At 71.5% G+C, this 25683-nt stretch carries 22 protein-coding genes; 11 read left to right on the top strand and 11 right to left on the bottom strand.

What is annotated here, in order from left to right:
- The first annotated feature begins 3 nt into the window (after positions 1-3).
- On the top strand, positions 4-1005 hold the full coding sequence (locus ACZ6S6_RS36280) for a GNAT family N-acetyltransferase (RefSeq protein ID WP_362965148.1): 1002 nt from the start codon (positions 4-6) through the stop codon (positions 1003-1005).
- Positions 1006-1009: 4 nt separating this feature from the next.
- Positions 1010-1849 (top strand): transglutaminase-like and tetratricopeptide repeat-containing protein, encoded by an 840-nt coding sequence (locus ACZ6S6_RS36275; RefSeq protein ID WP_469709305.1) that lies wholly within the window; start codon positions 1010-1012, stop codon positions 1847-1849.
- A 24-nt stretch (positions 1850-1873) separates the two neighbouring features.
- Here ACZ6S6_RS36275 and ACZ6S6_RS36270 read toward each other — a convergent pair whose 3' ends face one another.
- Positions 1874-3889 carry a GTP-binding protein gene (locus ACZ6S6_RS36270; RefSeq protein WP_469709304.1) on the bottom strand — a complete coding sequence of 672 codons (2016 nt, stop codon included), beginning with the start codon at positions 3887-3889 and terminating at the stop codon, positions 1874-1876.
- Positions 3890-4295: 406 nt separating this feature from the next.
- Here ACZ6S6_RS36270 and ACZ6S6_RS36265 point away from each other — a divergent pair, with 406 nt between their 5' ends.
- From ACZ6S6_RS36265 to thrS, 3 genes are all read left to right on the top strand, one after another.
- Positions 4296-5081, top strand: a complete 786-nt coding sequence (locus ACZ6S6_RS36265) for a hypothetical protein (RefSeq protein ID WP_469709302.1) — start codon at positions 4296-4298, stop codon at positions 5079-5081.
- Positions 5082-5228: 147 nt separating this feature from the next.
- Positions 5229-5936: a class F sortase gene (locus ACZ6S6_RS36260; RefSeq protein WP_469709300.1), complete on the top strand. Its 708-nt coding sequence runs from the start codon at positions 5229-5231 to the stop codon at positions 5934-5936.
- A gap of 143 nt (positions 5937-6079) precedes the next feature.
- Complete coding sequence (thrS, locus tag ACZ6S6_RS36255) at positions 6080-7396, top strand: threonine--tRNA ligase (RefSeq protein WP_469709342.1); 1317 nt, start codon at positions 6080-6082, stop codon at positions 7394-7396.
- On the opposite strand, the gene ACZ6S6_RS36250 is transcribed toward thrS, so the two are convergent.
- A complete protein-coding gene (locus ACZ6S6_RS36250) occupies positions 7393-8595 on the bottom strand; it encodes an MFS transporter (protein WP_469709298.1) in 1203 nt (400 codons plus the stop codon). The two genes, thrS and ACZ6S6_RS36250, sit on opposite strands and share 4 nt — an antisense overlap.
- Before the next feature lie 85 nt (positions 8596-8680).
- Here ACZ6S6_RS36250 and ACZ6S6_RS36245 point away from each other — a divergent pair, with 85 nt between their 5' ends.
- Both ACZ6S6_RS36245 and ACZ6S6_RS36240 read left to right on the top strand, forming a co-directional pair.
- Positions 8681-9259 (top strand): sugar O-acetyltransferase, encoded by a 579-nt coding sequence (locus ACZ6S6_RS36245; RefSeq protein WP_362965161.1) that lies wholly within the window; start codon positions 8681-8683, stop codon positions 9257-9259.
- A 35-nt stretch (positions 9260-9294) separates the two neighbouring features.
- Positions 9295-9852: a TetR/AcrR family transcriptional regulator gene (locus ACZ6S6_RS36240; protein ID WP_362965163.1), complete on the top strand. Its 558-nt coding sequence runs from the start codon at positions 9295-9297 to the stop codon at positions 9850-9852.
- A gap of 134 nt (positions 9853-9986) precedes the next feature.
- Here the strand turns inward: ACZ6S6_RS36240 and ACZ6S6_RS36235 are convergent, their stop codons facing one another.
- Complete coding sequence (locus ACZ6S6_RS36235; RefSeq protein WP_469709296.1) at positions 9987-10661, bottom strand: class I SAM-dependent DNA methyltransferase; 675 nt, start codon at positions 10659-10661, stop codon at positions 9987-9989.
- Between the two features lie 309 nt (positions 10662-10970).
- Here ACZ6S6_RS36235 and ACZ6S6_RS36230 point away from each other — a divergent pair, with 309 nt between their 5' ends.
- Together ACZ6S6_RS36230 and ACZ6S6_RS36225 are read left to right on the top strand one after the other, a co-directional pair.
- A complete protein-coding gene (locus tag ACZ6S6_RS36230; RefSeq protein ID WP_469709294.1) occupies positions 10971-12770 on the top strand; it encodes a coagulation factor 5/8 type domain-containing protein in 1800 nt (599 codons plus the stop codon).
- A 171-nt stretch (positions 12771-12941) separates the two neighbouring features.
- Positions 12942-13937 (top strand): L,D-transpeptidase, encoded by a 996-nt coding sequence (locus ACZ6S6_RS36225; protein WP_469709341.1) that lies wholly within the window; start codon positions 12942-12944, stop codon positions 13935-13937.
- A gap of 112 nt (positions 13938-14049) precedes the next feature.
- Here ACZ6S6_RS36225 and ACZ6S6_RS36220 read toward each other — a convergent pair whose 3' ends face one another.
- The 3 genes from ACZ6S6_RS36220 to ACZ6S6_RS36210 form a co-directional block, all read right to left on the bottom strand.
- On the bottom strand, positions 14050-15426 hold the full coding sequence (locus ACZ6S6_RS36220; protein ID WP_469709292.1) for an alpha-amylase: 1377 nt from the start codon (positions 15424-15426) through the stop codon (positions 14050-14052).
- Between the two features lie 213 nt (positions 15427-15639).
- Complete coding sequence (locus ACZ6S6_RS36215; protein ID WP_469709290.1) at positions 15640-16494, bottom strand: ABC transporter permease; 855 nt, start codon at positions 16492-16494, stop codon at positions 15640-15642.
- Entirely contained in the window at positions 16491-17399 is a 909-nt protein-coding gene (locus ACZ6S6_RS36210; protein ID WP_469709289.1) for an ABC transporter ATP-binding protein, read from the bottom strand. The genes ACZ6S6_RS36215 and ACZ6S6_RS36210 overlap by 4 nt, the downstream gene beginning before the upstream one ends.
- A gap of 133 nt (positions 17400-17532) precedes the next feature.
- Here ACZ6S6_RS36210 and ACZ6S6_RS36205 point away from each other — a divergent pair, with 133 nt between their 5' ends.
- Together ACZ6S6_RS36205 and ACZ6S6_RS36200 are read left to right on the top strand one after the other, a co-directional pair.
- Positions 17533-18750 carry a sensor histidine kinase gene (locus tag ACZ6S6_RS36205; protein WP_469709287.1) on the top strand — a complete coding sequence of 406 codons (1218 nt, stop codon included), beginning with the start codon at positions 17533-17535 and terminating at the stop codon, positions 18748-18750.
- Positions 18747-19448 (top strand): response regulator transcription factor, encoded by a 702-nt coding sequence (locus ACZ6S6_RS36200; protein ID WP_362965176.1) that lies wholly within the window; start codon positions 18747-18749, stop codon positions 19446-19448. The genes ACZ6S6_RS36205 and ACZ6S6_RS36200 overlap by 4 nt, the downstream gene beginning before the upstream one ends.
- A 56-nt stretch (positions 19449-19504) precedes the next feature.
- Here the strand turns inward: ACZ6S6_RS36200 and ACZ6S6_RS36195 are convergent, their stop codons facing one another.
- From ACZ6S6_RS36195 to ACZ6S6_RS36175, 5 genes are all read right to left on the bottom strand, one after another.
- Complete coding sequence (locus ACZ6S6_RS36195) at positions 19505-20116, bottom strand: response regulator transcription factor (protein ID WP_362965178.1); 612 nt, start codon at positions 20114-20116, stop codon at positions 19505-19507.
- On the bottom strand, positions 20113-21276 hold the full coding sequence (locus ACZ6S6_RS36190) for a sensor histidine kinase (RefSeq protein ID WP_362965213.1): 1164 nt from the start codon (positions 21274-21276) through the stop codon (positions 20113-20115). The genes ACZ6S6_RS36195 and ACZ6S6_RS36190 overlap by 4 nt, the downstream gene beginning before the upstream one ends.
- Positions 21277-21290: 14 nt before the next feature.
- Positions 21291-22046 (bottom strand): ABC transporter permease, encoded by a 756-nt coding sequence (locus tag ACZ6S6_RS36185; protein ID WP_362965180.1) that lies wholly within the window; start codon positions 22044-22046, stop codon positions 21291-21293.
- The gene (locus ACZ6S6_RS36180) at positions 22040-22978 is read right to left on the bottom strand and encodes an ABC transporter ATP-binding protein (RefSeq protein WP_362965182.1); all 939 of its coding nucleotides are present in this window, start codon (positions 22976-22978) and stop codon (positions 22040-22042) included. Before ACZ6S6_RS36180 ends, ACZ6S6_RS36185 begins: the two co-directional genes overlap by 7 nt.
- A gap of 260 nt (positions 22979-23238) precedes the next feature.
- Positions 23239-25524, bottom strand: a complete 2286-nt coding sequence (locus tag ACZ6S6_RS36175; RefSeq protein ID WP_469709284.1) for a peptidoglycan binding domain-containing protein — start codon at positions 25522-25524, stop codon at positions 23239-23241.
- Positions 25525-25683: the final 159 nt, after the last annotated feature.

Below are 25683 nucleotides of genomic sequence, written 5' to 3'. Positions count from 1 at the left end.
GCTGTGGAATTCACCATCGGCGGACGACTGGAGATCCGGATCACACCTGCTGACGTGGGCAAACGGGTCTCGGTCCGGCGCCTGCTCCAGGAGGGTCCGCAGGGACCGAAATTCACTGACACGGTTGGCGTTCTCACATCGTGGGACACCGGTGTGCTGTCCGTCACACCGAGGAGCGGTGAATCCGTCCGCATCGTGGAATCGTCCCTGGTGGCGGGCAAGGTCGTACCGTCCGCGCCGCCCCGCCGACGCGGTCCGGCGGCCTCTTTCGGTGAGCTCGCCCCGGTATGCGCGCGTGCCTGGCAGCCGGTGGAGAGCGAGCCGCTCGGCGACTGGCGGCTGCGCGCCGCCGGCGGTTTCACCCGGCGCGCCAACTCCGTACTGCCGCTCGGAGATCCGGGCGTTCCGCTCGACGCCGCGCTCGCGCGGGTCCGGCAGTGGTACGCGGACCGGGGGCTGGTGCCGTACGTCCAGACCGCGACCGGCGCCGATGGCACCCAGGAGGAGCTGTGCGCGGCCCTGGAGGAGCGCGGGTGGCGGCGCGAGGTGACGGCGGAGGTGCGGATCGCGGCGCTGGCCCCGATCGGCGACCTGGCGGCCGAGGTGTCGCGGGTGCGGCTGAGCCGTACGGCGGACCCGGCGTGGCTCTCCCGCTACCAGCGCTTCGAGACCCCCGGCCCGGAGGTGACGGCGGTGCTGGGCAGCGGTCCATCGGTATGGTTCGCGACCGTGCCGGGTGAAACCGGGGACGCCGCGCCCGCCGCGATCGGGCGGTGCGTGGTGGACGGTCGGTGGGCCGGTTTCATGGCCGTCGAGGTGGCTCCGGAGCACCGGCGCCGGGGCCTGGCCACCACCGTGATGACCGCGCTGGCCCGGCAGGCGATGGACGAGGGCGCGTCGGCGTCCTGGCTCCAGGTGGAGGCGGAGAACGAGGGCGCCCGTGCGCTGTACGACGGGATGGGGTTCTCCACCCACCACCGCTACCACCACTTCCGGCCGGCGTAGCGCGGTGGCCCCCGAGAGGCACGACAGGGAAGAGATCCGCCGCCGGTTCGCCGAGGAGGCGCGGGCCGAGCGGCCGGACCTGGCGCTGCTCTGCCTGCTGCTGGGCGCGGAGGCGGATCCGGCACTGGACGCGAACGGGACGGACGCGGCGCAGATCGAGCTGGACCGGCTCGCGGGTCTGCTGCCGTACGGGCTGCGCGGCGGCCGGGCCTGGGCCTCCGCACTGGCCGAACTGCTCGGTGAGCGGTACGGGTTCGAGGGCTCCTCCCCGGACTACCAGCGCCTTGAGTCCTCGCTGCTGCACGAGGTGCTGCGGCGCCGGCGCGGGCTGCCGATCCTGCTGTCGGTGGTGTGGATCGAGGTGGCCCGGCGGGCGGGCGCCCCGGTGTACGGGGTGGCGCTGCCGGGCCATTTCGTGGTCGGTTTCGGTGATCCGGAGGAGCGGGTGCTGGCCGATCCGTTCGCCGGTGGCCGTCCGCTGTCGGGCCAGGACGCGGAGCTGCTGGTGACGGGCGCGACCGGGGAACCCATCGACGCGTCGATGCTGGTGCCCGCGCAGCCGCTGGAGACGGTGCTGCGGATCCTGAACAACATCAGGGCCTGGGCGGCGGCCCGCCCGGAGCGGACGGACGTGGCGCTGTGGGCGGTGGAGCTGTCCCTCCTGCTGCCGTCCCACCCGGCCCGGCTGCGGTACGAACGGGCCCAGCTGCTGGTCCGGAGCGGGGAGTTCCTGCGCGGGGCGGCGGAGATGGAGGAGTACGCGGACGTGGTCGCGGACGTCGAGCCGGCGGCCGCGGAGGCGGTCCGGCGCAGTGCGCGGGCGGCCCGGTCCCGGCTGAACTGAGCGGGTGCCGGGCCCACCGCGTCCTCAGTCGCCGGACGGGCCCGGCCCCCTCAGTGCCGTACGCAGCAGGTACTCCTTCCGGTTGAGCGGGTCGCGGTCGGTGCGGGACCGCCGCGGGAGGCTGCCGATGACCGCCCGGTGGGAGGCGAACGCGGATTCCAGTACGCCTTCGCCCCCGGTCAGCGACGGGAGCCGCTGCTGCAGTTCGTGCACCCTGGCCGCCGGGATCTCGCCCTCCAGTACGCAGCGCGCGCCGTCCACGGACGGGGGGCCCGGGGCGGCCGTCAGGTGGGCGAGGACCGGCAGGAGCGGGCCGAGCGTGTCGGCGGGGAGTTCCAGCCGGAAGCGGTGCATCGGCTCGTACACCGTGGTGCCGGCCTGCTGGAGCGCGGCCATCAGGACCAGCGGGGTCAGATTGCGGAAGTCCCCGGCCGTGCTCGACATGGACTTGTCGAAGGTGCCGTGCGCGTGGCTCTGGCGCGGCCAGTAGCCGGAGTGCGTCATGGTGACCGTGCAGTCGGTCACCTGCCACCCGTACAGGCCCTGTCCGAGCGTTTCGTGCACGGTCTCCTCGACGGCCCTCATCAGGGAGTACGGCATGGAGCCGAGCTCCACGCCCAGCCGGTAGGCCACCCCGCTGCCGGCCGGGGCCGGTTCGACGCGCAGGCCGACCGTCGCGAGAAAGGGATTGTCGTCCTTGTCGATGATCTCGAATGCGGCACCGATACCCGACGGCCGTTCCAGGCAGATGGTGGTGGTTTCGCGGAAGGTGACGTCGATACCGAATTCCTCCGCGAGGGTCGCCTCGATGACTTCCTTCTGCACCTCTCCGTAGAGCGAGACGGACACTTCCTTACGGATGTCGTCCTGGCGCAGATTGATCAGCGGATCCTGTTCGGCGAGCCGCGCGAGTGCGATATGCAGTTCGCCCCTGGAGACGGGCGGGGCGGGCACCACCACGGATTCCAGTGTCGGCGGGGCGAAATGGTGCTCCGCCGCTCTGCCCGCGACACCTACCGCATCGCCGGTCCGGATGCCCGGCAGCCCCCGGAGCTTCGCGATCCGCCCCGGCCCGGCCGATGCGCCGCGGATGTCCGAACCGTGCGCGAAGACGTCGATCCCGGTCACCTTGCCCTCGCCCGCCGCGGCCGGCCCCTGTCCGAACGGCAGCCGGTCGCGGGTCCGTACGGTCCCCGAGAACATCCGGACGTACGCGAGACTCTCGCCCGCCGGGCCGCGTTCGACCTTGAAGACGGTGCCGGACACCGGCCCGTCCGGATCGCCCTGCGCCGCGGGCAGCAGTTCCTTGATGCCGCTGGTCAGCGCGGCGATTCCGGCGCCCGTCGCGGCCGAGCCGAAGTACACCGGATGGACGGCCGCCCGCCCGGTCTGCGCCGCCAGCTCCGTGTGGAGGCGGGTGGGCGCGATCGCCTCCCCGCCCTCGACGTACGCGGCCAGCAGGGCGTCGTCGTGCGCGGTGAGCAGCTCCGTCAGCCGGCCGGTGAGCCGGTGGTCGTCGGGCGCGTAGGACGGGCAGTGCGCGTCGCGGGTGCCGAGGCCGGTGACGGCCGGTCCCATCGCGACGGCGTCCGGCGTGAGCTTCTCCGCGATGTCCCGCAGCACCTGCCCGTACCGGGCTCCGGCGCGGTCGGCCTTGTTCACGAAGACGAGCGTCGGAATGCGCAGCCGCCGGAGCGTCCGCATCAGGACCCGGGTCTGCGCCTGGACTCCCTCCACGGCGGAGATGACCAGCACGGCGCCGTCGAGCACGCTCAGCACCCGTTCCACCTCGGCGATGAAGTCGGGGTGACCGGGGGTGTCGATCAGGTTGACGGTGACGTCGTCGATATCGAACGAGACGACCGCGGACTTGATCGTGATGCCGCGCCGTCGTTCGAGCGCGAGGGAATCGGTCCGTGTGTTCCCGTCGTCCACGCGGCCGAGCTCGTCAATGATTCCGGCGGTGTGGAGCAGCCGCTCCGTCAGACTCGTCTTACCGGCGTCAACATGCGCCAGAATGCCAAGATTCAGCGTGTGCACAGAACTCCATGTTCTCAGTTTCGGTGTGAATTCCCGTCTGAACGAACACGTGAGATCGGCGCATGGAGCTCTCCTGGTTCTGTCGGCTGATGCGGCGAGTACAACAGCGGGCCGGCCGGCGGTGCAACTGATTTACCGGGGGCCCGGTGCCGGTTCCGGCGCGGTGAGAATCCGTCAGTGGACGGCCGGCCCGGAAAAGTCCAAACCTCGGCCCGGCGCGCCGTGCCGTCCAACGGGTGATTATCCGTTCACCGCCACTCGATGAGCCCATGGCGTAGCTCCAATGCGGCGCTCTCCGATGGCGCGCCCCGGCGTTCCGACTGACGGTGGATCACGTAGCCACTGCGCCACTTCGAGTCGGCATTCCGTCACTCCTCGCAGTCGCGACGAAAGGAAATGTGTTCAGATGCGCTCTGCCCGCACACTGTTCGCTTCGGCCGCCGTCACGGCGGTCCTCACGGTCACCGCTCCCTCCGCCTACGCCATCGCCGTCTCCGACGACGGGGGCCACGACAGCGGCTCGTCCTCCAGGAGCGAGGACCACGGGAAGTCCGACGAGGGCGGCAAGTACAAGGACCACGACAACGAGAAGCCCCGTGGCGGCATGCACGCCGGCGGCGGCGCCCTGGCCAAGGCGGTGGCGGGCGACCGCGACGAGCACGGCAAGTCGGACGACGAGGGCTGGAAGAAGGACAAGCCCAGCGGCGGCATGCACACCGGTGGCGGCGCGCTGTCGATGACGGTCGCCAAGGAGTGGCAGCCCGGCAACGACGAGGGCGGCAAGTACAAGGACGAGGACAAGGAGAAGCCCCGCGGCGGCGTCCACACCGGCGGCGGCGCCCTGTCGATGACGGTCGCCAAGGAGTGGCAGCCCGGCAACGACGAGGGCGGCAAGTACAAGGACGAGGACAAGGAGAAGCCCCGCGGCGGCATGCACGCCGGCGGCGGCGCCCTGTCGTCGACGGTCGCCAAGGAGTGGCAGCCGGGCAGTGACGAGGGCGGCAAGTCGGCGAAGTCGGACGACGAGGGCTGGAAGAAGGACAAGCCCAGCGGCGGCATGCACACCGGTGGTGGCGCGATGGCCATGACCGGCAGTGGTCTGGCGGCCGGTTCGCTGCTGCTGCTCGGTGGCGTCGGCGTCGGCGCGTACAAGCTGCGTCGCCGCCAGGCGACGGGCGGCGCGATGGCCTGACCCGACCGCACTGCCGGCCGGTCGCACCACTGTCGCGGCCGCCGTCCCTCCGGACGGCGGCCGCGGCGCCTTCGTTTTCCCCCGCATCCCCGCACCCGCACCGCAGCCACGCCACCGCTGTCCCGCGCAGACGAAAGGCTCGTTCCCATGGCCGCCCCGCAGTCGCCCGGTTCACCCTCCTCCCGGACTGCCTCCGACACCATCACGCTCGGCCGCGCCCTGCTCTGGCCCGCCGCAGCCGCCGGGCTCGGCATGCTCCTCATCTACAACTCCATCGGCTCCCCGGCCGACGACAAACCACCCGCCCCACCCTCGGCCGCCGCGCCCGCCGCGCCGGCCCCCTCCGCGTCCTCCGCCGCCCCGGAGTCGGCGGCCCCCGGACCGTCCCTGCCGCGCTCCGTACCGACGCGGCTGCGGATCCCGGCCATCGCGGTGGACGCGCCGTTCACCCCCTTGTCGATCGGCAGCTCGGGCCGGCTCGACGCCCCTCCCCCGAACGACAAGAACCTGGCCGGCTGGTTCAAGGACGGTGTGACGCCCGGCGAGCGCGGGGCCGCGATCGTGGCGGGCCACGTGGATACGACGACCGGTCCCGCGATCTTCCTGCAACTGCGGTTCCTGCGGCCCGGGTCCTCGGTCGACATCACGCGCACGGACGGCACGGTGGCCACGTTCAAGGTCGACACCGTCGAGACGTTCAGCAAGGCGAAGTTCCCCGACAAGCGGGTGTACGCCGACACCTCGGACGCCCAGTTGCGCCTGATCACCTGCGGCGGCAACTACAACAAGACCGTCAAGGACTACGAGGACAACGTGGTCGTGTTCGCCCACCTCGACTCGTCCAAGAAGGGCTGATGACCGCTGTCAGGAGGGCCGGCCGCCGCGCTCGGGCGCCCCGCGCGAAAACCCCGCGCGGGGCGCCGGGGGTCCCTGCTAGCGTCCCCCGCATGAAGCGTGCCGCCATGACGACGACGCCGGAGAGTGTCCCGGCGCGCTGACTGCTGACCAGTCCGAAGCCCCGGGGCGAGTGCCCCGGGGCTTCTGCTTGCGGTGACTCGCCCCTCGTCCACGAGGAGACCGCCATGCACGACCACCGCAAGCTCGGCCGCGAGCTGGAGCTGTTCGACACCGACCCGCTGATCGGTGCGGGGCTGCCGTACTGGCTGCCCGACGGCGCGGCGCTGCGGCACACCCTGGAGGAGTACATCCGCACCGCCGAGCGGCTGGCGGGCTACCGGCACGTGTACTCGCCGGTGCTCGGCAAGCGGGAGCTGTACGAGATCTCGGGGCACTGGTCGCACTACAGCGACGACATGTTCCCGCCGATGGACCTGGGCGGCGAGCAGGTCGTGCTGCGGCCGAGCCTGTGCCCGCACCACGCGGTGATCTACCGCTCCCGCTCGCACAGCTACCGCGAACTCCCGCTGCGGATGGCCGAGCTGGGCGGCATGTACCGCTCCGAGCTCTCCGGGGTGCTCGGCGGGCTGACCCGGGTGCGGGCCATCCAGCTGAACGACGCGCACATCTTCTGCACCCTGGACCAGGTCGCCGACGAGGCGCGGGCCGCGCTCGACATGATCCGCCGGGCGTACGAAGCACTCGGCATCCGCCCGGCCCGCTTCCGGCTCTCCCTGCCGGGGCCCGGCGGGAAGTACGTCGCCGCGCCGGAGATGTGGCAGCGCTCGACCGCGCTGCTGACCGGGGTCCTGGACGCGTCCGGGCTGCCGTACGAACGCGCCGAGGGCGAGGCCGCGTTCTACGGTCCGAAGATCGACGTCCAGGTCGCCGATCCGGCGGGCCGCGAGTCGACCCTGTCCACCGTCCAGGTCGACTTCCACCAGCCCGAACAGTTCGATCTGCACTACATCGGCGCGGACGGGGCGAAACACCGGCCGGTCATGGTGCACCGCAGCATCATCGGCAGCGTGGAGAGGGCCGTCGCCCACCTCATCGAGCAGCACGGCGGCGCGTTCCCCGGCTGGCTCTCCCCCACCCAGGTCGTGATCCTCCCGGTCTCGGACGCCGAACTGCCGAACGCCGAGGATCTCGCCCGCCGTTGCGCCGCGCTCGGGCTGCGCGCCGAGGTCAGCGGCCGGGAGCGCGGCAGCCTGGGCGCCCGCGTCCGGGAGGCCCGCCTCGTCCCGTACCAGGCGGTGCTCGGCGCCGCGGAGGCCGCCGGGGACCACGTCGCGCTGCGCCTGCGCGACGGCCGGCGCCTCGACCCGCAGCCGGCCGGGGAGGCGCTCGCCCGGATCGGCGCGCTGGTCGCGGCGCACAGCACCGCGCTGTGGGACGAGGCCGCCGGCCCGGTCTAGGGAGTGACGGGTGCGGCCTCCGTACCGGCGCGGTGGCCGGACCCGAGCGCCCCGGCCAGGGTCGAGGCAACGATCAGCAGGGCGAGGACGACGGTCATCGTGAGCCGGAGTCCGATGTGGTCGGCGAGGAAGCCGAGCGCGGGCGGGCCGACGAGGAAGGCGACATAGCCCGCGGTGGAGACCGCGCCGACCCGTGCCGCCGCGTCGTGCGGGTGGTCACCCGCCGCGGACACGGTGACCGGGAAACCGAGCGAGGCACCCAGCCCCCACAGCACCGTGGCGGCGCCCGCCATCACCGGGCTCGGCGCGACGATCACCACCGCCAGGCCCAGCGCGGCGATGACCGCGCTGATCCGGACGACCTGGGCAGGACCGAAGCGCTTCAGGAGGGGACCGCCGGCGAAGCGGCCCAGCGTCATCGAGGAGGCGAAGACCAGGAAGATCAGCGAGCCGGCGGTGGCGCTCACCTCGTAGCCGTCCACCATGAGCAGCGGCAGCCAGTCGTTGGCGGCCCCCTCCGCGAAGGCCATGGCCAGCACGATCATCCCGATGAGGACGAGCCGCCGGTCCCGCCACACCGTGAACTGGCCCCGCCACCCGCCCGGTCCGGCGGTACCGGCCGCCTCCTTGCCCGTGCCGTGCGGGATCGCGCGGACGGCCCGGACCGCGGCGGCGGTTATGAGCACCGCGACGACCGTCAGGTGCCATCCGACGGGGAAGGCGGCCGCGGTCAGCCCCATCCCCAGCAGCGCCCCGACCACGGTGCCGAGGCTGAAGCAGCCGTGCAGCACCGGCAGGACGGGCCGGCCGATGACGCTCTCGATGGCCGCGCCCTCGATGTTGAACGCGACCTCGGCCAGCCCCATCCCGCCCCCGAACAGGGCCAGTCCGCAGAACACCCCGCCCGCCAGGGACAGGCTCGTGCCCGCCGCGACGACCAGCAGCCCGGCGACGATCAGCGACGCGCCGACGCTGATCGCGACCCGGCCCCCGTAACGGCGCACGAGCGGGCCGGAGGCCGTGACGCCGGCCATCGAACCGGTGGACAGCCCGAACAGCACGAGGCCCATCGAGCCGGTGGACACGTCGAGCCCGTCCCGGACAGCCGGGGTGCGGGCCACCCAGGACGCCATTCCGGTGCCGGCGGCGAGCATGAAGAGGAACAGCGCGGTGCGCCAGCGGCGGGTAGCGGCATCCATGGCAGCGGGGGCCTCAGCAGACGGGTCGAAGAAGGGGGAACGGCAGGAGCGTACGATCGTACGCCCAGAGTGTACGATCGTACGCATGACGGACCACTTCGCGGGTGACTCCCGTACCAACCACGAGCGGATGCTCGCCGGAGACCTCTACATCTCCGACGACCCGGACATCGCAAAGGCCCAGCAGCGCGCCGTGCGCCTCGCCGCCCGGTACCTCGCGGCGTACGCGGAGGACGCCGACGCCGCGCAGCCCGTCGTCGCCGAACTCCTCGGCGGGGTCGGCGCGGGTGCGCACATCCGGCCCCCGCTGTTCGTCGACTACGGCACGTACATCACGGTCGGCGAGGACACGTTCATCAACTACAACCTCACCGCCCTGGACGTGGCCCCGATCACCATCGGCCGCGACTGCCAGATCGGGCCGAACGTACAGCTGCTCACCCCGACCCACCCGGTGGAGCCGGAGCCGCGCCGGGACAAGCTGGAAGCGGCCAAGCCGATCACGATCGGCGACAATGTCTGGCTCGGCGGCGGAGCGATCGTGCTCGCCGGTGTGACCATCGGGGACAACAGCGTCATCGGCGCCGGAGCCGTCGTGACGAAGGACGTCCCCGCCAACGTGGTCGCCGTGGGCAGTCCGGCCCGGGTGATCCGCTCGATCTAGCCCTCAGAAGAGCCGACCTCAGAAAAGGAAGCAGCGTGGCGACCGGAAGGAACGACCCCGAGCGGCGGGAGCGCATCATCACCGCCGCGCTCGACCTGATCGCGGAGGAGGGGGTCGCCGGGACGTCGCACCGCAAGGTCGCCGCCCGCGCCGGGGTGCCGCTCGGATCGATGACGTATCACTTCGGCGGCATGGACGAGCTGCTGCGGGAGGCGTTCTTCCGCTTCTCCAGCAGCATCGTCGCCGTCTTCGAGGAGCGTCTCGGCGCCGCGAACACGCCCGACGAGGCCCGGGAGGCGGTGGCCGGTCTCGTCCACCACCTGTCCAGCGGCAACCAGCGCGAACTGGTCCTCACCCACGAGCTGTACACCCTCGCGGCCCGGAAGCCCGCCTACCGCGAACTGACCCGGGAGTGGATGCGCCGGAGCCGCCGGGCACTCGAATGGCACTTCGACCCGGCGACGGCCCGGCAGCTCGACGCGCTGATCGAGGGCCTGTCCATCCACCGCGCCCTGGAGACCGAACCGCATGACCGCGCCCTGACCGTCGAGGCGATCGCCCGCATCACGAAGGGCGGAAGCGGGGGCCCCTGACCCGCACCCCGAAACTCCTGGCCGGCACCCCACCTGACCAAGGTGCCGGCCAGGTCCGCGGCCCGATCAGGATCCGCGCAGGCCAGGTCCGCGGCCCCGATCAGGATCCGCGTCGGCCAGATCCGCGGCCCCGATCAGGATCCGGCGGAATCCGCGGGGGAGGCACTGACGGCGGCGGGCCGCCGGCCGGCCAGGCACGCCCACGGCCACCTCGTCCCCTCGCCCAGCATCCGCGCCGTGGACACGAATCCGGCCCGGACCAGCAGCTCGCCGACCCGGTCGGGCGACAGCAGATGGATGTCGTAGGACACTCCGCCGTCGCGCTCGGGCCCCGTGTACGGCTGGTCCTCCCCCGCGTGGAACCCCAGCAGCAGCCGGCCGCCCGGAGCCAGCACCCGGTGGAACTCCGCGAACAGCTCCGGCAGCCGGCCGGGAGGCGTGTGCAGGATCGACCACCAGGCGACGACTCCCCCCAGCTCACCGTCCGGGAGGTCGAGTGCGCCCATCGAGCCCACCTCGAACCGCAGCCCGGGACAGGTCCGGCGGGCGATGTCCACCATCCGGGGCGACAGGTCCACGCCGAACGCGGAGACGCCGAGGCCGTCCAGATGTGCGGTCACATGCCCCGGTCCGCAGCCGAGATCCGCAACCGGCAGCCCACCGTCGGCCCGCACCTCCTCCGCGAACCCGCCGAGCATCGCGCGCCCCCACACATCCTGCGCGAAGGCACCCGTCACCCGCCCGGCATACTCCTCGGCCACGGCGTCGTAGTAGGCCCGGGTCGCTGTCAGCGGAGGAAGATTCGTCACGGCGCACGACCCTAGAGCACCGGTCCCGATCCCGAGGGCTCCTCGACCGACTCACAGGACGCCCGCCGCTCCGACGAACATCAACTCCTAAAGTCAACGGCACCCGGAACTGAGCGCAGAATGGGTCAATTGCCGTTCCGCTGACGTTAATTGTTGCGCACAGCCGGATCGGCTGAGGCTCCTGGTGCACACCTCTTGACGTTTCCCGGGTGACCCCGGAACCATCAACTCCCGTCGGAGAGCGCTCTCAGAGCGCTCTCCGAGAAGCTCGTCGTGTCACCCGTACCACGACTCAGGAGACGTACGTCTATGCATGCTCCCCCCACGGACACCCCCACGACACCCCCCACCGCACCCCGTCGCAGGCGCCGCACCCGGACGTTCGGGTTCGCCGCGTTCGCCGTTTCGCTTCTCATGGCCGTCCCCACCGCGCAGAGCGCCTTCGGCGCGGACGCGCAGGCCATCGAGGGCGGCGGCGACCTCGGCCCGAACGTCATGGTGTTCGATCCGTCGATGCCTGACATCCAGGCCAAGGTCGACGAGGTGTTCAAGCAGCAGGAGTCGGCGCAGTTCGGCACCGGCCGCTACGCGCTGATGTTCAAGCCGGGCACGTACAACAACCTCAACGCGCAGATCGGTTTCTACACCTCGATCGCCGGTCTCGGGCTGAACCCGGACGACACCACGTTCAACGGTGATGTGACCGTCGACGCGGGCTGGTTCGACGGGAACGCCACGCAGAACTTCTGGCGCTCGGCGGAGAACCTGGCGCTCAACCCGGTGAACGGCACCGACCGCTGGGCCGTCTCGCAGGCCGCCCCGTTCCGCCGGATGCACGTCAAGGGCGGGCTGAACCTGGCCCCCGACGGCTACGGCTGGGCGAGCGGCGGGTACATCGCCGACAGCAAGATCGACGGTCAGGTCGGCCCGTACTCGCAGCAGCAGTGGTACACCCGCGACAGCTCGGTCGGCAGCTGGGGCAACGGCGTCTGGAACATGACGTTCTCCGGCGTCGAGGGCGCCCCCGCCCAGAGCTTCCCCGAGCCGCCGTACACCACCCTGGAGAACACCCCGGTCTCCCGCGAGAAGCCGTTCCTGTACCTGGACGGCGACGACTACAAGGTGTTCGTCCCGGAGAAGCGCACCAACGCGCGCGGCGTCTCGTGGGCCAACGGCACGCCGAAGGGCGAGTCGATCCCGCTGGACCAGTTCTACGTGGTGAAGCCCGGCGCGACCGCCGAGACGATCAACGCGGCAGTGGACCAGGGTCTGCACCTGCTGTTCACGCCCGGTGTCTACCACGTCGACCAGACGATCAACATCGACCGCGCCAACACCGTGGCGCTCGGTCTGGGCCTCGCCACGATCATCCCGGACAACGGGGTCACGGCGATCAAGGTCGGTGACGTGGACGGCGTGAAGCTCGCCGGCCTGCTCGTCGACGCCGGTACGGCCAACTCCGACTCGCTGATCGAGGTCGGCCCTGAGGGCGCGTCCGCGAGCCACGCGGACAACCCGACGTCGCTGCAGGACGTGTTCGTGCGGGTCGGCGGTGCGGGGGCCGGCAAGGCCACCACCGGCATGGTGATCAACAGCAACGACACGATCATCGACCACACCTGGCTGTGGCGCGCGGACCACGGCGAGGGCGTCGGCTGGGAGACCAACCGTTCCGACTACGGCCTCCAGGTCAACGGCGACAACGTCCTGGCGACCGGACTGTTCGTCGAGCACTTCAACAAGTACGACGTGCGCTGGTCGGGCGAGAACGGCAAGACGATCTTCTTCCAGAACGAGAAGGCGTACGACGCCCCCAACCAGGCCGCCATCCAGAACGGTGACACCAAGGGGTACGCGGCCTACAAGGTCGACGACTCGGTGACCACCCACGAGGGCTGGGGTCTTGGCAGCTACTGCTACTTCAACGTGGACCCGACGATCCGCCAGGACCACGGCTTCGAAGCACCCGTGAAGCCCGGAGTGAAGTTCCACGACCTGCTCGTCGTCTCCCTCGGCGGCCAGGGCCAGTACGAACACGTCATCAACGACACGGGCTCGCCCACGTCGGGGACGGACACCGTCCCGTCCCAGGTGGTCTCCTTCCCGTAGGGAAGGCAAGCGGTGCGAAGGGCCGGACCGTCGACAGGCGGCCCGGCCCTTCGTGTGCGCCGGACCGCGAACTTGGCACGCGCTTTACGCGCCACCCGCAACCGCTCCACCCCGCCTCAATGTCTCTATAAATGTTGAATCCTTGAAGTAGTGACGCGAGTGGAGCAGGACATGCGGCGGGGCAAGGGCGTTATAGGGATCGCGTTGCTGGTGAGTGCGGTACTGGCGGGCACCAGCGCATGCGGTGGCAAGTCGTCGACGTCGGACAGTGCCCACGACAGCGGGAAGGGCGGCGCGTCCGCGGGTGCGTCGGCGAGTGCGCACCCGTCACCCACGCACCCCACCGGTCCGCCGATGCTGCTGGACTCGATCGCGCCGCTGGACAAGGCGACCGTCGGCGTCGCCATGCCCATCTCCGTGGTCTTCACCAACCCGGTCGCCGCCTCGGCCCACAAGAACATCGAGAAGCACCTCAAGGTCTCCGCCTCGGTCCCCACCGCTGGCGCCTGGCACTGGATGGGCGACAAGCGGGTCGACTGGCGTCCGCAGGAGTACTGGAAGACCGGCACCAAGGTGCGGCTCGACGCCGATCTGAAGTACGTCTCCAACGGCAGCGGCCGCTACGGCACCCACCCCTACACCCACTCCTTCACCATCGGGGACGACGTCCGGGCCGACGCCTCGGTCACCGCCCACACCATGAAGGTCACCCGTAACGGCGCCCCGGTGCGGACGCTCTCCATCAACGCGGGCAGCGCCGAGTACCCGACCTGGAACGGCACGATGGCGGTGATCGACAAGCAGGAGAAGGTTCACATGACGTCCTGCAGCGTCGGTATCAGCTGCAACAAGGGCGATGCGAACTACTACGACCTGACCCTGCCCTGGGACATCCACCTGACCCAGTCGGGCACCTACGTCCACTTCTCCACCGGCGACACCAACCCGGGCAGCGGCAGCGCTCTCGGCTCGCACGGCTGTGTCCACCTCTCGCTCTCCGACGCGAAGTGGTTCTACGGCCAGGTCAAGCAGGGCGACCCCATCACGGTCACCGGCTCCCCGCGCGCCAAGGCGTCGGCCGACAACGGCTACGCCTCCTTCAACCTGTCGTGGTCGCAGTGGCTGGCCGGAAGCGCGAGCGGCGAGCAGACCACGGCCGCCCTCTGAGGCCTGTCCGCTGAACACTCCGCCCGGCCGGCAAGGTCTCGGACCCTGCCCGCCGGGCGGTTCGCTGTCCGTTGAACGTTGTCCGTTGAACGCTGTCCGTTGTCCGCGTGGCTCAGGCGTGCAGGGCCAGCGCGCCCTTCGCCGGGACGGTAGCCGTCACGGTGCCGTCGTCACCGACCTGCACCGTGTTGCCGTCGCAGGCGTCCGGGGAGGCCTGGGCCACGTTGCAGTAAGTGCCGGCCGGGAGCGAGGTGGTGAACGTCTCCTGGAGGGTGTCGTCGCCGTTGTTGATGGCCACGAAGCCCTTGTCGCCGCGGCCGAAGGCGAGGGCGGTGGAACCGTTGTCCCACCAGTCGGTCAGTTCGGCGCCCTCGGTGGCGTTGTGGAAGCCGACCATGCCGGTGACCGCCGTCTGGGCGTGGGTACAGGTCCAGCCGTCGCTGCCGCAGGCGGCCGCGCCGCCGTTCGGCGGGCCGGCGTCCTTGTCCGACCACTCGTAGCCGGAGAAGACGTTCGGGGAGCCGTAGGGCGAGGCCAGCATGAAGACGTTGGCCAGGGTGTAGGCCGCGCCGTCCTTGTACGTCAGCGTGGAGCCGTTGCGCTCGGTGTCCCAGTTGTCCACGAACGTACGGGCGTTCGCGCTCGCCAGCTTGCCGTCCGCGATGTTCTTCAGGCCGGTGACGCCGCCGCCCTGGAACGCGCTCTTGAGGTGGCCGCCGTAGCGGAACTCGTCGACGTCGCCCACGTCCGTGTACTCGGCGGGCTGCACGGCCTCGCCGCCGCCGTAGATGACCTCGGTGACCCAGAAGCCGGGGTCCGCCATCTTGCCCTTGATGGCGGCGATGTCATCGGCAGCCATGTGCTTGGCGGCGTCGATGCGGAAGCCGTCGACACCCATGGTGCGCAGGTCGGAGAGGTAGCCGGCGATCGTCGAACGGACCGCGTCGCTGCCGGTGTCGAGGTCGGCCAGGCCGACCAGCTCGCAGGTCTGGACGTCGTCGCGGTCGCCGTAGTCGCTGATGTCCTTGCGGCAGGCGTGGAAGTCCTGGTCCTGGAAGTACCCGGGGTAGTCGTACTTCGAGTACTCCGTGCCGCCGGTCCCGGTGCCGGAACCGGACGACATGTGGTTGATGACGGCGTCCGCGACGACCTTCACACCGGCCGAGTGGCAGCTCTCCACCATCGACGCGAAGGCGTCGCGGTCACCGAGGCGTCCGGCGATCCTGTAGCTGACCGGCTGGTACGAGGTCCACCACTGGTCGCCCTGGATGTGCTCGGAGGCGGGCGAGACCTCGACGTAGCCGTAGCCGGCCGGGCCGAGCGAGTCCGTACAGGCCTGGGCCACCGCGTCGTACTTCCACTCGAACAGGGTGGCGGTGACGGTCTTGTCGCCCGGTGGGGTCGCCTGGGAGGTCCAGGGGGCGAGGGCGGTGATACCGGCGGCTGCGAGCAGTCCGGCCAGTGTCGCGCGAGCGGCGCGGGAACTCATCTGCGGCTCCTTCGGTCGCGGGTACGGGCGGAGCCCGTACCCGGCGTGGGCAGCCACGCGCCTGGCCACCGTGGGGGGAGTTCGGAGCCTGCCGTTTCGGCGATGAACACGTCAAGAGGTTGCGCAAGAATTTCCAGCATGTTTCTGAAATAGTTTGCAGAGGGGGCGGGTTGGGAGTCGGGCGGAACGGGCCGGCCCTTCGGTCGCCCGTCGTCAGTGGTCCCGGCGGTGCGCCGCGAACACCGTCACCGCGCCTGCCGCCACCGCCCAGAGAGCGTAGACCGTCCAGGCCCCGGCGATCGTCCACGGGAAGAGGTCGTGGGAGCGCTGCATCGCCGTACTCGTGAGCCGCTCCCACGCGCTGAAGGGCAGGGTGTGCAGGAGCACCGCCGTGAGATGACGGCGTTCGCTCAGGACCACGGGGAGCAGGAGCAGCACCACCACGCAGCCGACGACGGAGCCCCCGGTGTGGCGGATCACCGTGCCGATCGCGAGACCGGCGAGGGCGGCCACCGGGGCGAGCAGCGCGGAGGCCGCTATGACGCGCAGGGCGTCCGGGTGGTCGAGGGAGACCGAGGCGTTCCGGCCGGCGAGTATCGCCTGGGTCGAGGCGAACGAGGCGGCGGCGACGAGCGCCCCGAAGACGGTGGTGACCGAGGCGAGGACGAGCACCTTGGCCGCCATCACCGAGCGCCGGGCCGGGACGGCGGTGAACGTGGTGCGGATCATGCCGGTGCCGTACTCGCCGGTGACCGACACGGCGCCGATCGCGGCCAGTGCCAGGACCAGCACCATGGCGGAGTTCGCGGTGAAGGCGTCGACGAGCGGAATGCCGTTGGCGATGAACGAGGTGCGGCTCTGTCCGTCGTACTCGTACCAGTACTTGTAGTGGTCGTACGCCGTACCGGCGTTGAACGCGATGACGGCCAGCGCGGTGATCACGTACAGCCAGGGGGTCGAGCGCAGTGACCACGTCTTGAGCCACTCGGCTGCCAGCAGGTCGCTGAAACGGGCGTGGGTCTCCTCATGTGTCACGCGGCCTGCGGGCGCGGTCGTCGTCGTGGTCATCGGGGGTCTCCTGCGAGGTATTCGACGCTGTCTGCGGTGAGTTCCATGAACGCCTCCTCCAACGAGGCACTGGAAGTGGCGAGTTCGTGGAGCAGGACCCGGTGGCGGAAGGCGAGTTCACCGATCCGGGCGGCGGTCAGGCCGGTCACTGTGAGCCGGTCGCCGTCCGGGACCACCGAGGCGCCCTCGGCGGTGAGCAACGGAGTGAGAGCGGCGGTGTCGGGCGTGCCCACGGTCACGCTCAGCCGGGTGCCGCGGGCGGCGAACGCGGACAGGGTCTCGGCGGCGATGAGTTCGCCGCGGCCTATGACGACGAGCCGGTCGGCGGTGTGCTCCATCTCGGTCATCAGGTGGCTGGAGACGAACACCGTGCGGCCCTCGGCGGCGAGCCGCCGGAAGAGCCCGCGGACCCAGAGCACGCCTTCCGGGTCGAGGCCGTTGAGCGGTTCGTCGAAGAGCAGCACCGGCGGGTCGCCGAGCAGTGCGGTGGCTATGCCGAGCCGCTGGCGCATCCCGAGCGAGAAGCCGCCGATGCGCCGGCGGGCGGCTCCGGCGAGGCCCACCTCCTGGAGCAGTTCGTCCACCCGGACGCGCGGAATCCCGTTGCTCCGGGCCAGCAGGGCGAGGTGGGCGCGGGCGGTGCGGCCGCCGTGGACGTCGCCCGCGTCGAGGAGGGCGCCGACGTGGCGCAGTCCGCGCGGATGCTCGCGGAACCGCCGGCCCTGGAGGGTGGCCGTTCCGGCAGTGGGCTCGACGAGGCCCAGGAGCATCCGCAGGGTGGTGGTCTTGCCGGCGCCGTTGGGTCCGAGGAAGCCGGTCACCTCGCCCGGCCGTACGGTGAACGTGAGGTCTTTGACGGCGGTGGCAGCGCCGTATCGCTTGGTCAGTCCGTTGACTTCGATCACGGTCCCAACGGTGCCGCCCGCCGCCCCCGTTCGTCATCGGACCGCCGCTGACATCTGCCGGGGCCAGGTGTCGACCGTGGGTGTACAACCGTGGTCCGATGCCGGGCCGGGGGGCGGTGGTTACGATCGGCGCATGTCCCACTCACCCTCCGTTCCCCTGCTCAAGCGCGTACCGCCGGGTTGGTGGGTGGGAGTCGCCTGGTACGCGGGCGTGCTGCTCACCTTCCTCGTGCGGGTGCGGCTGCCCGGAGAGTTCGAACCCTCCGTGCGGCCCGGGATGCTGCTCTACCGGTGGGACGGTCTGCTGACCCAGCTGCTCGCCACCGCTCTGGCGGCGGGCGGCTGCGTGGTGCTGGAGCGGCGTCCGCTGAACGGCCTGGCGCTGGTGCTGGGTGCCGCCACGCTCGCCACGTTCTCGCTGAGCGTGGGGGAGATTCCGCTCGCCCAGTTCCTGGCCGCCGATGTGGCGCTGTACTTCATCGCCGCCACCCGCTCGCGCCGGACCGGGCTCGCCGCCCTCCTGATGGCGCTCGGCGTCCTCGCCGGCTTCCTGGCCGTCCGACTGCTGGCCGGGTGGGGCGTCGGTACGTCGGCGGAGCTGGTCGTCGCCCTGACCGCTGTCGTCGCCTGGCTGGTGGGCGGCTCGGCGTACGAGACCCGCCGGCACGGCGAGAGTCTGGCCGAGCGCGCCGCCGAACAGGCGGTCGTCGCCGAACGGCTGCGCATCGCCCGCGAGATGCACGACATGGTCGCGCACAGCGTCGGCATCATCGCCCTCCAGGCGGGTGCGGCGGCCCGGGTCGTGCACACCCAGCCGGAGGCCGCCCGCGAGGCGATGAGCGCGGTGGAGACCGCGGGCCGGGAGACGCTGTCGGGGCTGCGCCGGATGCTCGGTGCGCTGCGGCAGGACGGGCCGGTGCCCGAGGGGGTGGAGCGGGAGGCGGCGCCGCTGCACCCAGCGGAGGGGCTCGCGGACGTCGACCGGCTGGCGCGGGCCACCACCGCGGCCGGGGTCCGGGTCGAGGTGCGGTGGCGGGGCGAACGGCGGCCGCTGCCGCCGGACATCGACCTGTCGGCGTTCCGCATCATCCAGGAGTCGGTGACCAACGTGGTCCGGCACGCCGCCACCGGCTCCTGCCGAGTGTCCGTCGAGTACGGCACCGAGGAGCTCGGCATCGAGGTCGCGGACCGCGGCCGGGGCCCCGGCAAGGTCGCGGACACCGGGTTCGGGCTGATCGGTATGCGCGAGCGCGTCGCCCTGCTGCACGGCGAGTTCACCGCCGCCCCGCGCCCGGAGGGCGGCTTCCGGGTGACGGCCCGGCTGCCGGTGCCCGGGGAGGACGCGGCATGAGCGACCTGGACGGGACGGCCCCGGCCCCGGTCCGGGTGCTGCTCGCCGACGACCAGCCGCTGGTGCGGGCCGCGCTGCGCATGGTCATCGCCGACATCCCCGACCTGGAGGTGGTGGGCGAGGCCGGGACGGGCGACGAGGCGGTGCGGCTGACCGGGCAACTGGCCCCCGATGTCGTCGTGATGGACATCCGGATGCCGGGGCTGAACGGCATCGAGGCCACCGAGCAGATCACCGCGGAGACCGGTACCACGCATGTGCTGGTCCTGACGACGTTCGACGACGACGACTACGTCTACGGGGCGCTGCGCGCCGGCGCGGCCGGGTTCCTGGTCAAGGACATGGCGCTGGACGACATTCTGGCGGCGGTCCGGGTGGTGGCGGCCGGGGACGCCCTGATCGCGCCGAGCGTCACCCGGCGGCTGATCAAGGAGTTCGCGGGCCGCCCCGCCTCCGCGTCGCCACAGCGGCCGCTCACCGCGATCACCGAACGGGAGCGCGAGGTGCTGGTGCTGGTCGGCTGCGGGCTGTCCAACGCGGAGATCGCGGAGCGGCTGTTCATCAGCGTCGCCACCGCGAAGACCTACCTGACCCGGCTGCTCGCGAAGCTCGACGCGCGGGACCGGGTGCAGCTGGTCATCATCGCGTACGAGGCGGGACTGGTGTCCCCGGGCCGCCCAAGCCGCGCCGGCGATTGAGGTGCGGGGGCCGGGGGGTGCGGAGCCCCGGCCCCCGCACCCCCGGAACTCCCCCGCTACAGCCAGCCCTTCTCCCGCGCCATCCGGACCGCCTCCGCCCGATTGCGCGCCGCCATCTTCTGGATCGCCATCGAGAGGTAGTTGCGGACCGTGCCCTGGGACAGGTGCAGCGCCGCGGCGATCTCCGCGTTGGTAGAACCGTCCGCAGCCGCGCGCAGCACCTCGCGCTCCCGGTCGGTCAGCGGGCTGGCCCCGTCGGCGAGGGCGGCGGCCGCGAGGGTCGGGTCGATGACGCGCTCGCCGGTGAGCACCCTGCGTACCGCTTCGGCGAGCTGGGACGCCGGGGCGTCCTTCACCAGGAACGCGTCGGCGCCCGACTCCATCGCACGGCGGAGGTAGCCGGGGCGGCCGAAGGTGGTGACGACGACGACCTTGACGTCCGGGAGTTCGCGGTGCAGCTCGGCCGCCGCGTCGATGCCCGTCATGCCGGGCATCTCGATGTCCAGGAGGGCCACGTCGACCTCGTGTTCCCTGGCCGCGGCCAGCACCTCGTCACCGCGGGCGACCTGCGCGACGACCTCGATGTCGGGTTCCAGGCCCAGGAGCGCCGCCAGGGCTTCGCGCACCATGGACTGATCCTCGGCGAGGAGGAGTCTGATCATGCTCATTCCCCGGATCCTAGGCCGGATTCGAGCGGCACGCTGAGGACGATGGTGAAGCCTTTCGCGGAACGGGAGTTGGTGGCCCGGGTGGTCAGCGTCCCGTCGACCGTGGCGAGGCGCTCGGCGATGCCCGTGAGACCGTTGCCGGGCGCCGTGCCGGAGGCGCCGCGGCCGTCGTCGGCGACGGTGAGTTCGAGGACCCGCCCGTCCAGGGTCTGGCGCGGGGCGAGGGTGACCGTGCAGTTCGGGGCGCCGCTGTGGCGTACGACGTTGGTGACGGCCTCCCGCAGCGCCCAGGCGAGCACCTCCTCCTGCTTCTCGGGGAGGTCCTCGGGCGGCTCGGCCGGGATGTCGGCGGTGATTCCGGCGGCGGCCAGCGCGGTGCGGGCACCGGCCAGTTCGCCGGGGAGAGTGGGCCGGCGGTAGCCGGTGACGGCGCTGCGCACGTCCACCAGGGCCTGCCGGCTGACCCGTTCGATGTCGGCGACCTGCGCGGCCGCCTGATCCGGGTGGTCGGGGAGCATCCGCCCGGCCAGTTCGCTCTTGAGGGTGATCAGGGAGAGGGAGTGGCCGAGCAGATCGTGCAGATCCCGGGCCAGCCGCAGCCGTTCCTCGTTGGCGGCGAGCTGGGCGACGGTGGCGCGGGCCTCGCGGAGCTGGATGGTGGTGAGGATCATCTGCCGGATGCCGGTCATCGAGAATCCGCCGAGCAGCGCCGGGAAGACCAGCGCCGTGATGATCTCGCGGGAGTGGTCACCGGCCAGGCCGATGACGACGAGCACGGCAGCGGCGACGGGGATCAGCCAACGGGCGGTCCGCAGGGGCAGCGCGGCCCCCGCGCAGACCGAGACGTACACGAACAGGACCAGCCACGGGCTGCCGAGCGTCAGGGACAGCGTGACGGCGAGGGCGCTGAGGAAGGCGAGCACGACCCGGACCTGTACCGGGTTGAGCATCTTCGGCGAGGGACGGAAGACAAGGACCAGATAGCAGCCGACGAAGACCACCAGCCCGAGAGTGCCGAGCACGGTCGCCCACGGAGTGTGGTCACCGTCGACCAGATCCTTGATCGGCGCGCTCATGAAAGCGAGCCAGACGCCGATCCAGAGGCTCTTGATCCCCGCCTGCTTGCGGTCCCCCGGCGGGCGCCCGATGCCCATGGACATCTCGTCTTCTTCCTTCACGCCTTCAGGGTGTCCTTCCGGTAGAGCCAGGCAGCACCGCCCGCGAAGAGCAGGAAGTAGACGCAGAGGATGGCGATGTCCTTGCCGTGCGGCGCGCCGCCCATCTCGACGGCCTGGCCGAGTGCGGCGTACGCGTGGGTGGGCAGCCATTCGGAGATGTTCTGGATCCACTGCGGGAAGGTCGAGGTGGGCATCCACAGGCCTCCGAGGATCGAGAGCACAAAATAGATGATCATGGTGATCGGGCGGACCGCGTCACCGCTGGCGACATAGCCGAGGGCGACCCCGAGGGCGGCGAAGACCAGCGAACCGGCCCAGATGAGGCCGGTCAGGGCCAGCCACTGCCAGAGGTCGAACCGTACGTGCTTGGCGGACGCGGCGACGAGGAAGACGACCACGATGCAGGGCAGGGTGACGATCGCGGCACTGGCGATCTTGGCCAGGACGTAGCCGCGGCTGGGCAGCGCGGTCAGCCGGAGCTGACGGACCCAGCCCTTCTCGCGCTCCCTGGCGATGCGCTCGCTGTTGCCCATCAGGACGGCGGTCAGCGCGCCGAAGGAAGCCATCGAGACCATGAAGAAGGACTGGAGGGTCAGATCAGTGTGCGGCACCTTGTCGGTGGTGTTCTGGGTGCTGGAGATCAGCACGTAGAGCACCGACGGGTAGATGATCGAGAAGAACATGAACTTCTTGTTCCGCAGCGTGCGGGTCACTTCGAGCCTGATGAGCGCCCACGAGAAGAAATTCAGCATGCGGTCCTGGCCTCCTCGGCCTCGGTGATGGCGACGAAGGCCTGCTCCAGTCCGAGTCCCGCGACTTCGAGCTCGCGCGGGTAGAGGCCGAGGCCGTAGACGGCGTGCACGGTCGCGTCGGCGTTGTGCGACTGGATACGGACCCGGCGGCCGGTGATGTCGAGCGTGGAGAGGAACGGCAGGGCGCGCAGGGCCTCTTCGTCGAGCGGGCCCTCCAGCTCGAAGGAGATCCGGCGGGCCCCTGCCCTGGCCTTGATCTCGGCCGCGGTGCCGTCGGCGAGGATCCGGCCCTTGTGCAGGACCAGCACGCGGTCGGCGATGGCGTCGGCCTCTTCGAGGTAGTGGGTGGCGAACAGGACGGTCCGGCCCTGGTCGGCCTGCTCGCGCATGGTGGCCCAGAAGGCCTTCCGGGCGGTGACGTCCATCCCGGTGGTCGGCTCGTCGAGCACGATCAGGTCGTTGGCCCCGGCGGTGGCGAGCGCGAACCGTACGCGCTGCTCCTGGCCGCCGGAGAGCTTGTTGACCAAGCGGCCGGCGATCGACGCGATACCGGCCCGCGCCAGCACCTCGGTCACCGGGTAGGGCCTGGGGTGCAGACCGCAGACGAGCCCGACCAGCTCCTCGACCGTGACGTCCTCCATCAGGCCGCCGGTCTGCAGCATCGCGCCGACGCGGCCGGCCGCGATGGCCGCCTGCGGGGTCGTACCGAAGAGGCGGACCGTCCCGGAGTCGGCCGTGCGCAGGCCGAGGAGGAGGTCGAGGGCGGAGGACTTGCCCGCGCCGTTGGGCCCGAGGAGCGCCACGGTCTCGCCAGGGTGCAGGTCGAGAGTGAGCCCGTCCACGGCACGTACCTCGCCGTACACCTTGCTGACCTGGTCGAAGCTGACCACGGCGGTCTTCGCCTCGGTGACTTCGGGAGCTGTCGTTGTCATGGGTCCAGCCTGGCGGAACGGGGTGCGCGCCCGGCAGGGTCACGGGTCGTGAATCCGGGATGACAGATGTCATGCCGTACGTGTGACAGCCGCCGCGGCGGCGCCGTGTGCCGGGGACCTCAGGGACGGCCGGAGACGGCACCGCCCCGGGCCGGGGTTCCGGTCGGGGGCGGTGCCTTTGTCGTGCTGTGCTGTGCTTGGTGGTGCTGTGCTTGGTGGTGCTTGTGGTGCTGTGCGTGGCGGTGCTGTGCGGGGCGGTGTCAGCCGTTGCCGCCGAGGTCGATCGTGACGGTCCGCTCGTCGGGGGTCCCGCCCACCAGCGCGCTCTTCATGGCCATGGCCACGTCGTCCGCGCTGAGCTGGTGCTTCGTACCGTCGCTCTTGGTGATCATGATGCCGTCGAAGACGCCTTCGCAGAGGGTGTCGATGGCCTTCTTGTCGTAGTGGTCGACGAGCTTGCCGTCGACCGCCACCATCGAGAGGATCTTCGGCAGCGACCTGTCAGGTCCGAACTGGATCACCTTGGGTCCGGCCTTGATGGTGATCAGGCCGGACATCGCGGGCTCCGCGAAGGCCTTCATCGCCCGGTCCAGCTCGGCCTGGTCGATGGTGGGCTCGCGGGTGGTGACCGGCAGTTCGACGGTGGCCGCCTTGCCCGTCTCCACCTGGGCGCGGTAGGCGTCCCGGACCGAGCCCATCGACCGGTTGACGTCGAGCGCCTTGCCCGCCTTGCCCGGTACGGGGACGGCCTTGCCCGGTACGAACTTGATCATGCCGTCGCCGGCCGAGCCCGAGGCACCCGCCAGGTCGGTCAGTGCGACTCCGAGCTTCTCCGTGTCGACGGGGATCACCGGGTCGATGTCACGCTTGCCGCCGAAGAGGGAGCCGATGACGGAGACCGGGTTGTAGTCGCTGCCCGCCGCGGAGCGCACGGTCGCCTGGCTGTCCAGGGCGAGTCCGGCCTTGTCCGGTGCGAGCTTCGTCTCCTTGCCGTCCACGCTCAGCTGGAGCGGGGCCTTGGCCCGTTCGCCGAGAGCGGCGTCCAGCTTCTCGACCCCGTCCTCCTTCGTGCCGCCGCCGATGTCGACGCCGAGGACGGTGGTGCCCTTGGGGACGTCGGAGTGGTTCATCAGCAGCCCGGCGCCGTACGCGACCCCGAGCAGGCAGACGGCGGCCACGCAGAGCAGGACCAGCTTCGAACGGCCCTTCTTCGCCGGGGCCTTCGCCGAGGCGGGCTCCGGAGCGGTGCGCGCGGCGGGCTCGGGCGCCTGGGCGGCGAACCCTCCCGGTCCGGCCGGTCCGGTGCCCATCGGGTTGTCCGGAATCCGCGGGGTGAGATCGGGACCCTGGAACGGCGACGGGGACCCCGGGGTGCGGCGCTCGGACGGCACCACGGGGATGCCGCTGGTCAGCGTGTCACCGGAGACGTTGTCCCCCGAGCCGGAGCCGGGGCCGGAGCCGGGGCCGGGGCCGGAGCCGGGGCCCGAGCCGGGGGCCGGAAACTGCGGCGTGAGGATCGCGGTGTCGTCGGACATCCGCGGCGGTACGCCACCGGGGCCGCCGGAGGCCTGCGGTCCGCCCGGTCCCGAGCCGAAGGGGCCCGGTCCGTCGAGGTTCGGGGTGAGCGGGGAGGTGCCGCCGGCCGGTCCCGTGGTGGGTCCGGAGGGGCCCGGCGGACGGATACCGAGGTTCGGCGTGGCGCGCGGCCCGCCGGGGCCGTCCGCCCCGAACTCGTCGGAGCCGGGCTCGCCCGGCTCGCCCGCTCGCTGCGGGCCGTCCGAGAAGTACGGCAGATCGGTGCGCGGGCCGGTGGGCGGATTGACCCGGCCGGCTCCCGGACCGTCCACCCGGCCGCCGGGGCCAGTGGCGGAGAAACCGGCACCGTTCGTACCACCCCCCGGACCGGTCGCGGAGAACCCCGCACCATTCGTGCCACCCCCCGGACCGGTGGCGGAGAAACCGGCACCGTTCGTGCCACCCCCCGGACCGGTCGCGGAGAACCCCGCACCGTTCGTACCGCCGCCGGACGACGGCTTGCCCGTCGAACCGTTCGCGGGGGCGTCGGCCGAGCCGCCCGCCGGGGGCTTGCGCGGCGCGAACCAGTCGCTGCCGCTCTTCTCCCTGGCCGGCTTCTCGGCGGCGGGCTCCGCCGCGGGGGCGGACCCGTCCCTGCCCTCGGACCCCGGTGCGGCGGGGGTCGTCCCCTGCGCACCGTTGGACGACGCGGAGGGGCCAGGACGCGGGATGCTCCCGGTGCGCTCGTTGCCGGGCCCGCCGTCCGCGTCGCTCATGGGCGTACGCATGACAACCGGCGGGATGGGACGCGAGCCGGGGATGTTGATCCGGATACGCGTCGTCAGCGTCGTCTCCGTCCTCGGCTCTTCGGGCTGGGGCGGATCCGCAGGCTCCGGGGTCTCCTCCGGGGCATCCTGCGAAGGGTGCAGCGACGGATACTGGCGTGATCCGTACGGCGGCGTACCCGAGGGGTACGCGGCTCCCCCGCGGCTCTGGGGCCCGGAGGACGAACTGTCAGTTTCACGACTCAAAGCAGGTTCTCCCGATTGGCTCCGCCGCCCGTACTCTCCCCCATGCCGCAGGGCAGGGGACGGCTCGGCGCGCGAACCACCTTACTGGCCGCGGCCGACAGACACCCCGCGACCGGGGGAAACGACTGCGCACCCCCCGGACGGACAGGGGGCATTACG

It is taken from the genome of Streptomyces sp. NPDC048671, from assembly GCF_055587045.1.
Note: the sequence above shows the minus strand (reverse complement) of the source record. Positions and strands in the feature narration are given on the sequence as shown.

Excerpts from the sequence above, each read along its gene's own strand:
- ACZ6S6_RS36260 (WP_469709300.1), top strand. The coding sequence starts at position 5,229 with ATGGCCGCCCCGCAGTCGCCCGGTTCACCCTCCTCCCGGACTGCCTCC.
- ACZ6S6_RS36205 (WP_469709287.1), top strand. The coding sequence starts at position 17,533 with ATGTCCCACTCACCCTCCGTTCCCCTGCTCAAGCGCGTACCGCCGGGT.
- ACZ6S6_RS36185 (WP_362965180.1), bottom strand. The coding sequence starts at position 22,046 with ATGCTGAATTTCTTCTCGTGGGCGCTCATCAGGCTCGAAGTGACCCGC.
- ACZ6S6_RS36220 (WP_469709292.1), bottom strand. The coding sequence starts at position 15,426 with ATGAGTTCCCGCGCCGCTCGCGCGACACTGGCCGGACTGCTCGCAGCC.
- ACZ6S6_RS36200 (WP_362965176.1), top strand. The coding sequence starts at position 18,747 with ATGAGCGACCTGGACGGGACGGCCCCGGCCCCGGTCCGGGTGCTGCTC.
- ACZ6S6_RS36180 (WP_362965182.1), bottom strand. The coding sequence starts at position 22,978 with ATGACAACGACAGCTCCCGAAGTCACCGAGGCGAAGACCGCCGTGGTC.
- ACZ6S6_RS36250 (WP_469709298.1), bottom strand. The coding sequence starts at position 8,595 with ATGGATGCCGCTACCCGCCGCTGGCGCACCGCGCTGTTCCTCTTCATG.
- ACZ6S6_RS36190 (WP_362965213.1), bottom strand. The coding sequence starts at position 21,276 with ATGTCCATGGGCATCGGGCGCCCGCCGGGGGACCGCAAGCAGGCGGGG.
- ACZ6S6_RS36215 (WP_469709290.1), bottom strand. The coding sequence starts at position 16,494 with ATGACCACGACGACGACCGCGCCCGCAGGCCGCGTGACACATGAGGAG.
- ACZ6S6_RS36265 (WP_469709302.1), top strand. The coding sequence starts at position 4,296 with ATGCGCTCTGCCCGCACACTGTTCGCTTCGGCCGCCGTCACGGCGGTC.
- ACZ6S6_RS36245 (WP_362965161.1), top strand. The coding sequence starts at position 8,681 with ATGACGGACCACTTCGCGGGTGACTCCCGTACCAACCACGAGCGGATG.
- ACZ6S6_RS36195 (WP_362965178.1), bottom strand. The coding sequence starts at position 20,116 with ATGAGCATGATCAGACTCCTCCTCGCCGAGGATCAGTCCATGGTGCGC.
- ACZ6S6_RS36230 (WP_469709294.1), top strand. The coding sequence starts at position 10,971 with ATGCATGCTCCCCCCACGGACACCCCCACGACACCCCCCACCGCACCC.
- ACZ6S6_RS36225 (WP_469709341.1), top strand. The coding sequence starts at position 12,942 with ATGCGGCGGGGCAAGGGCGTTATAGGGATCGCGTTGCTGGTGAGTGCG.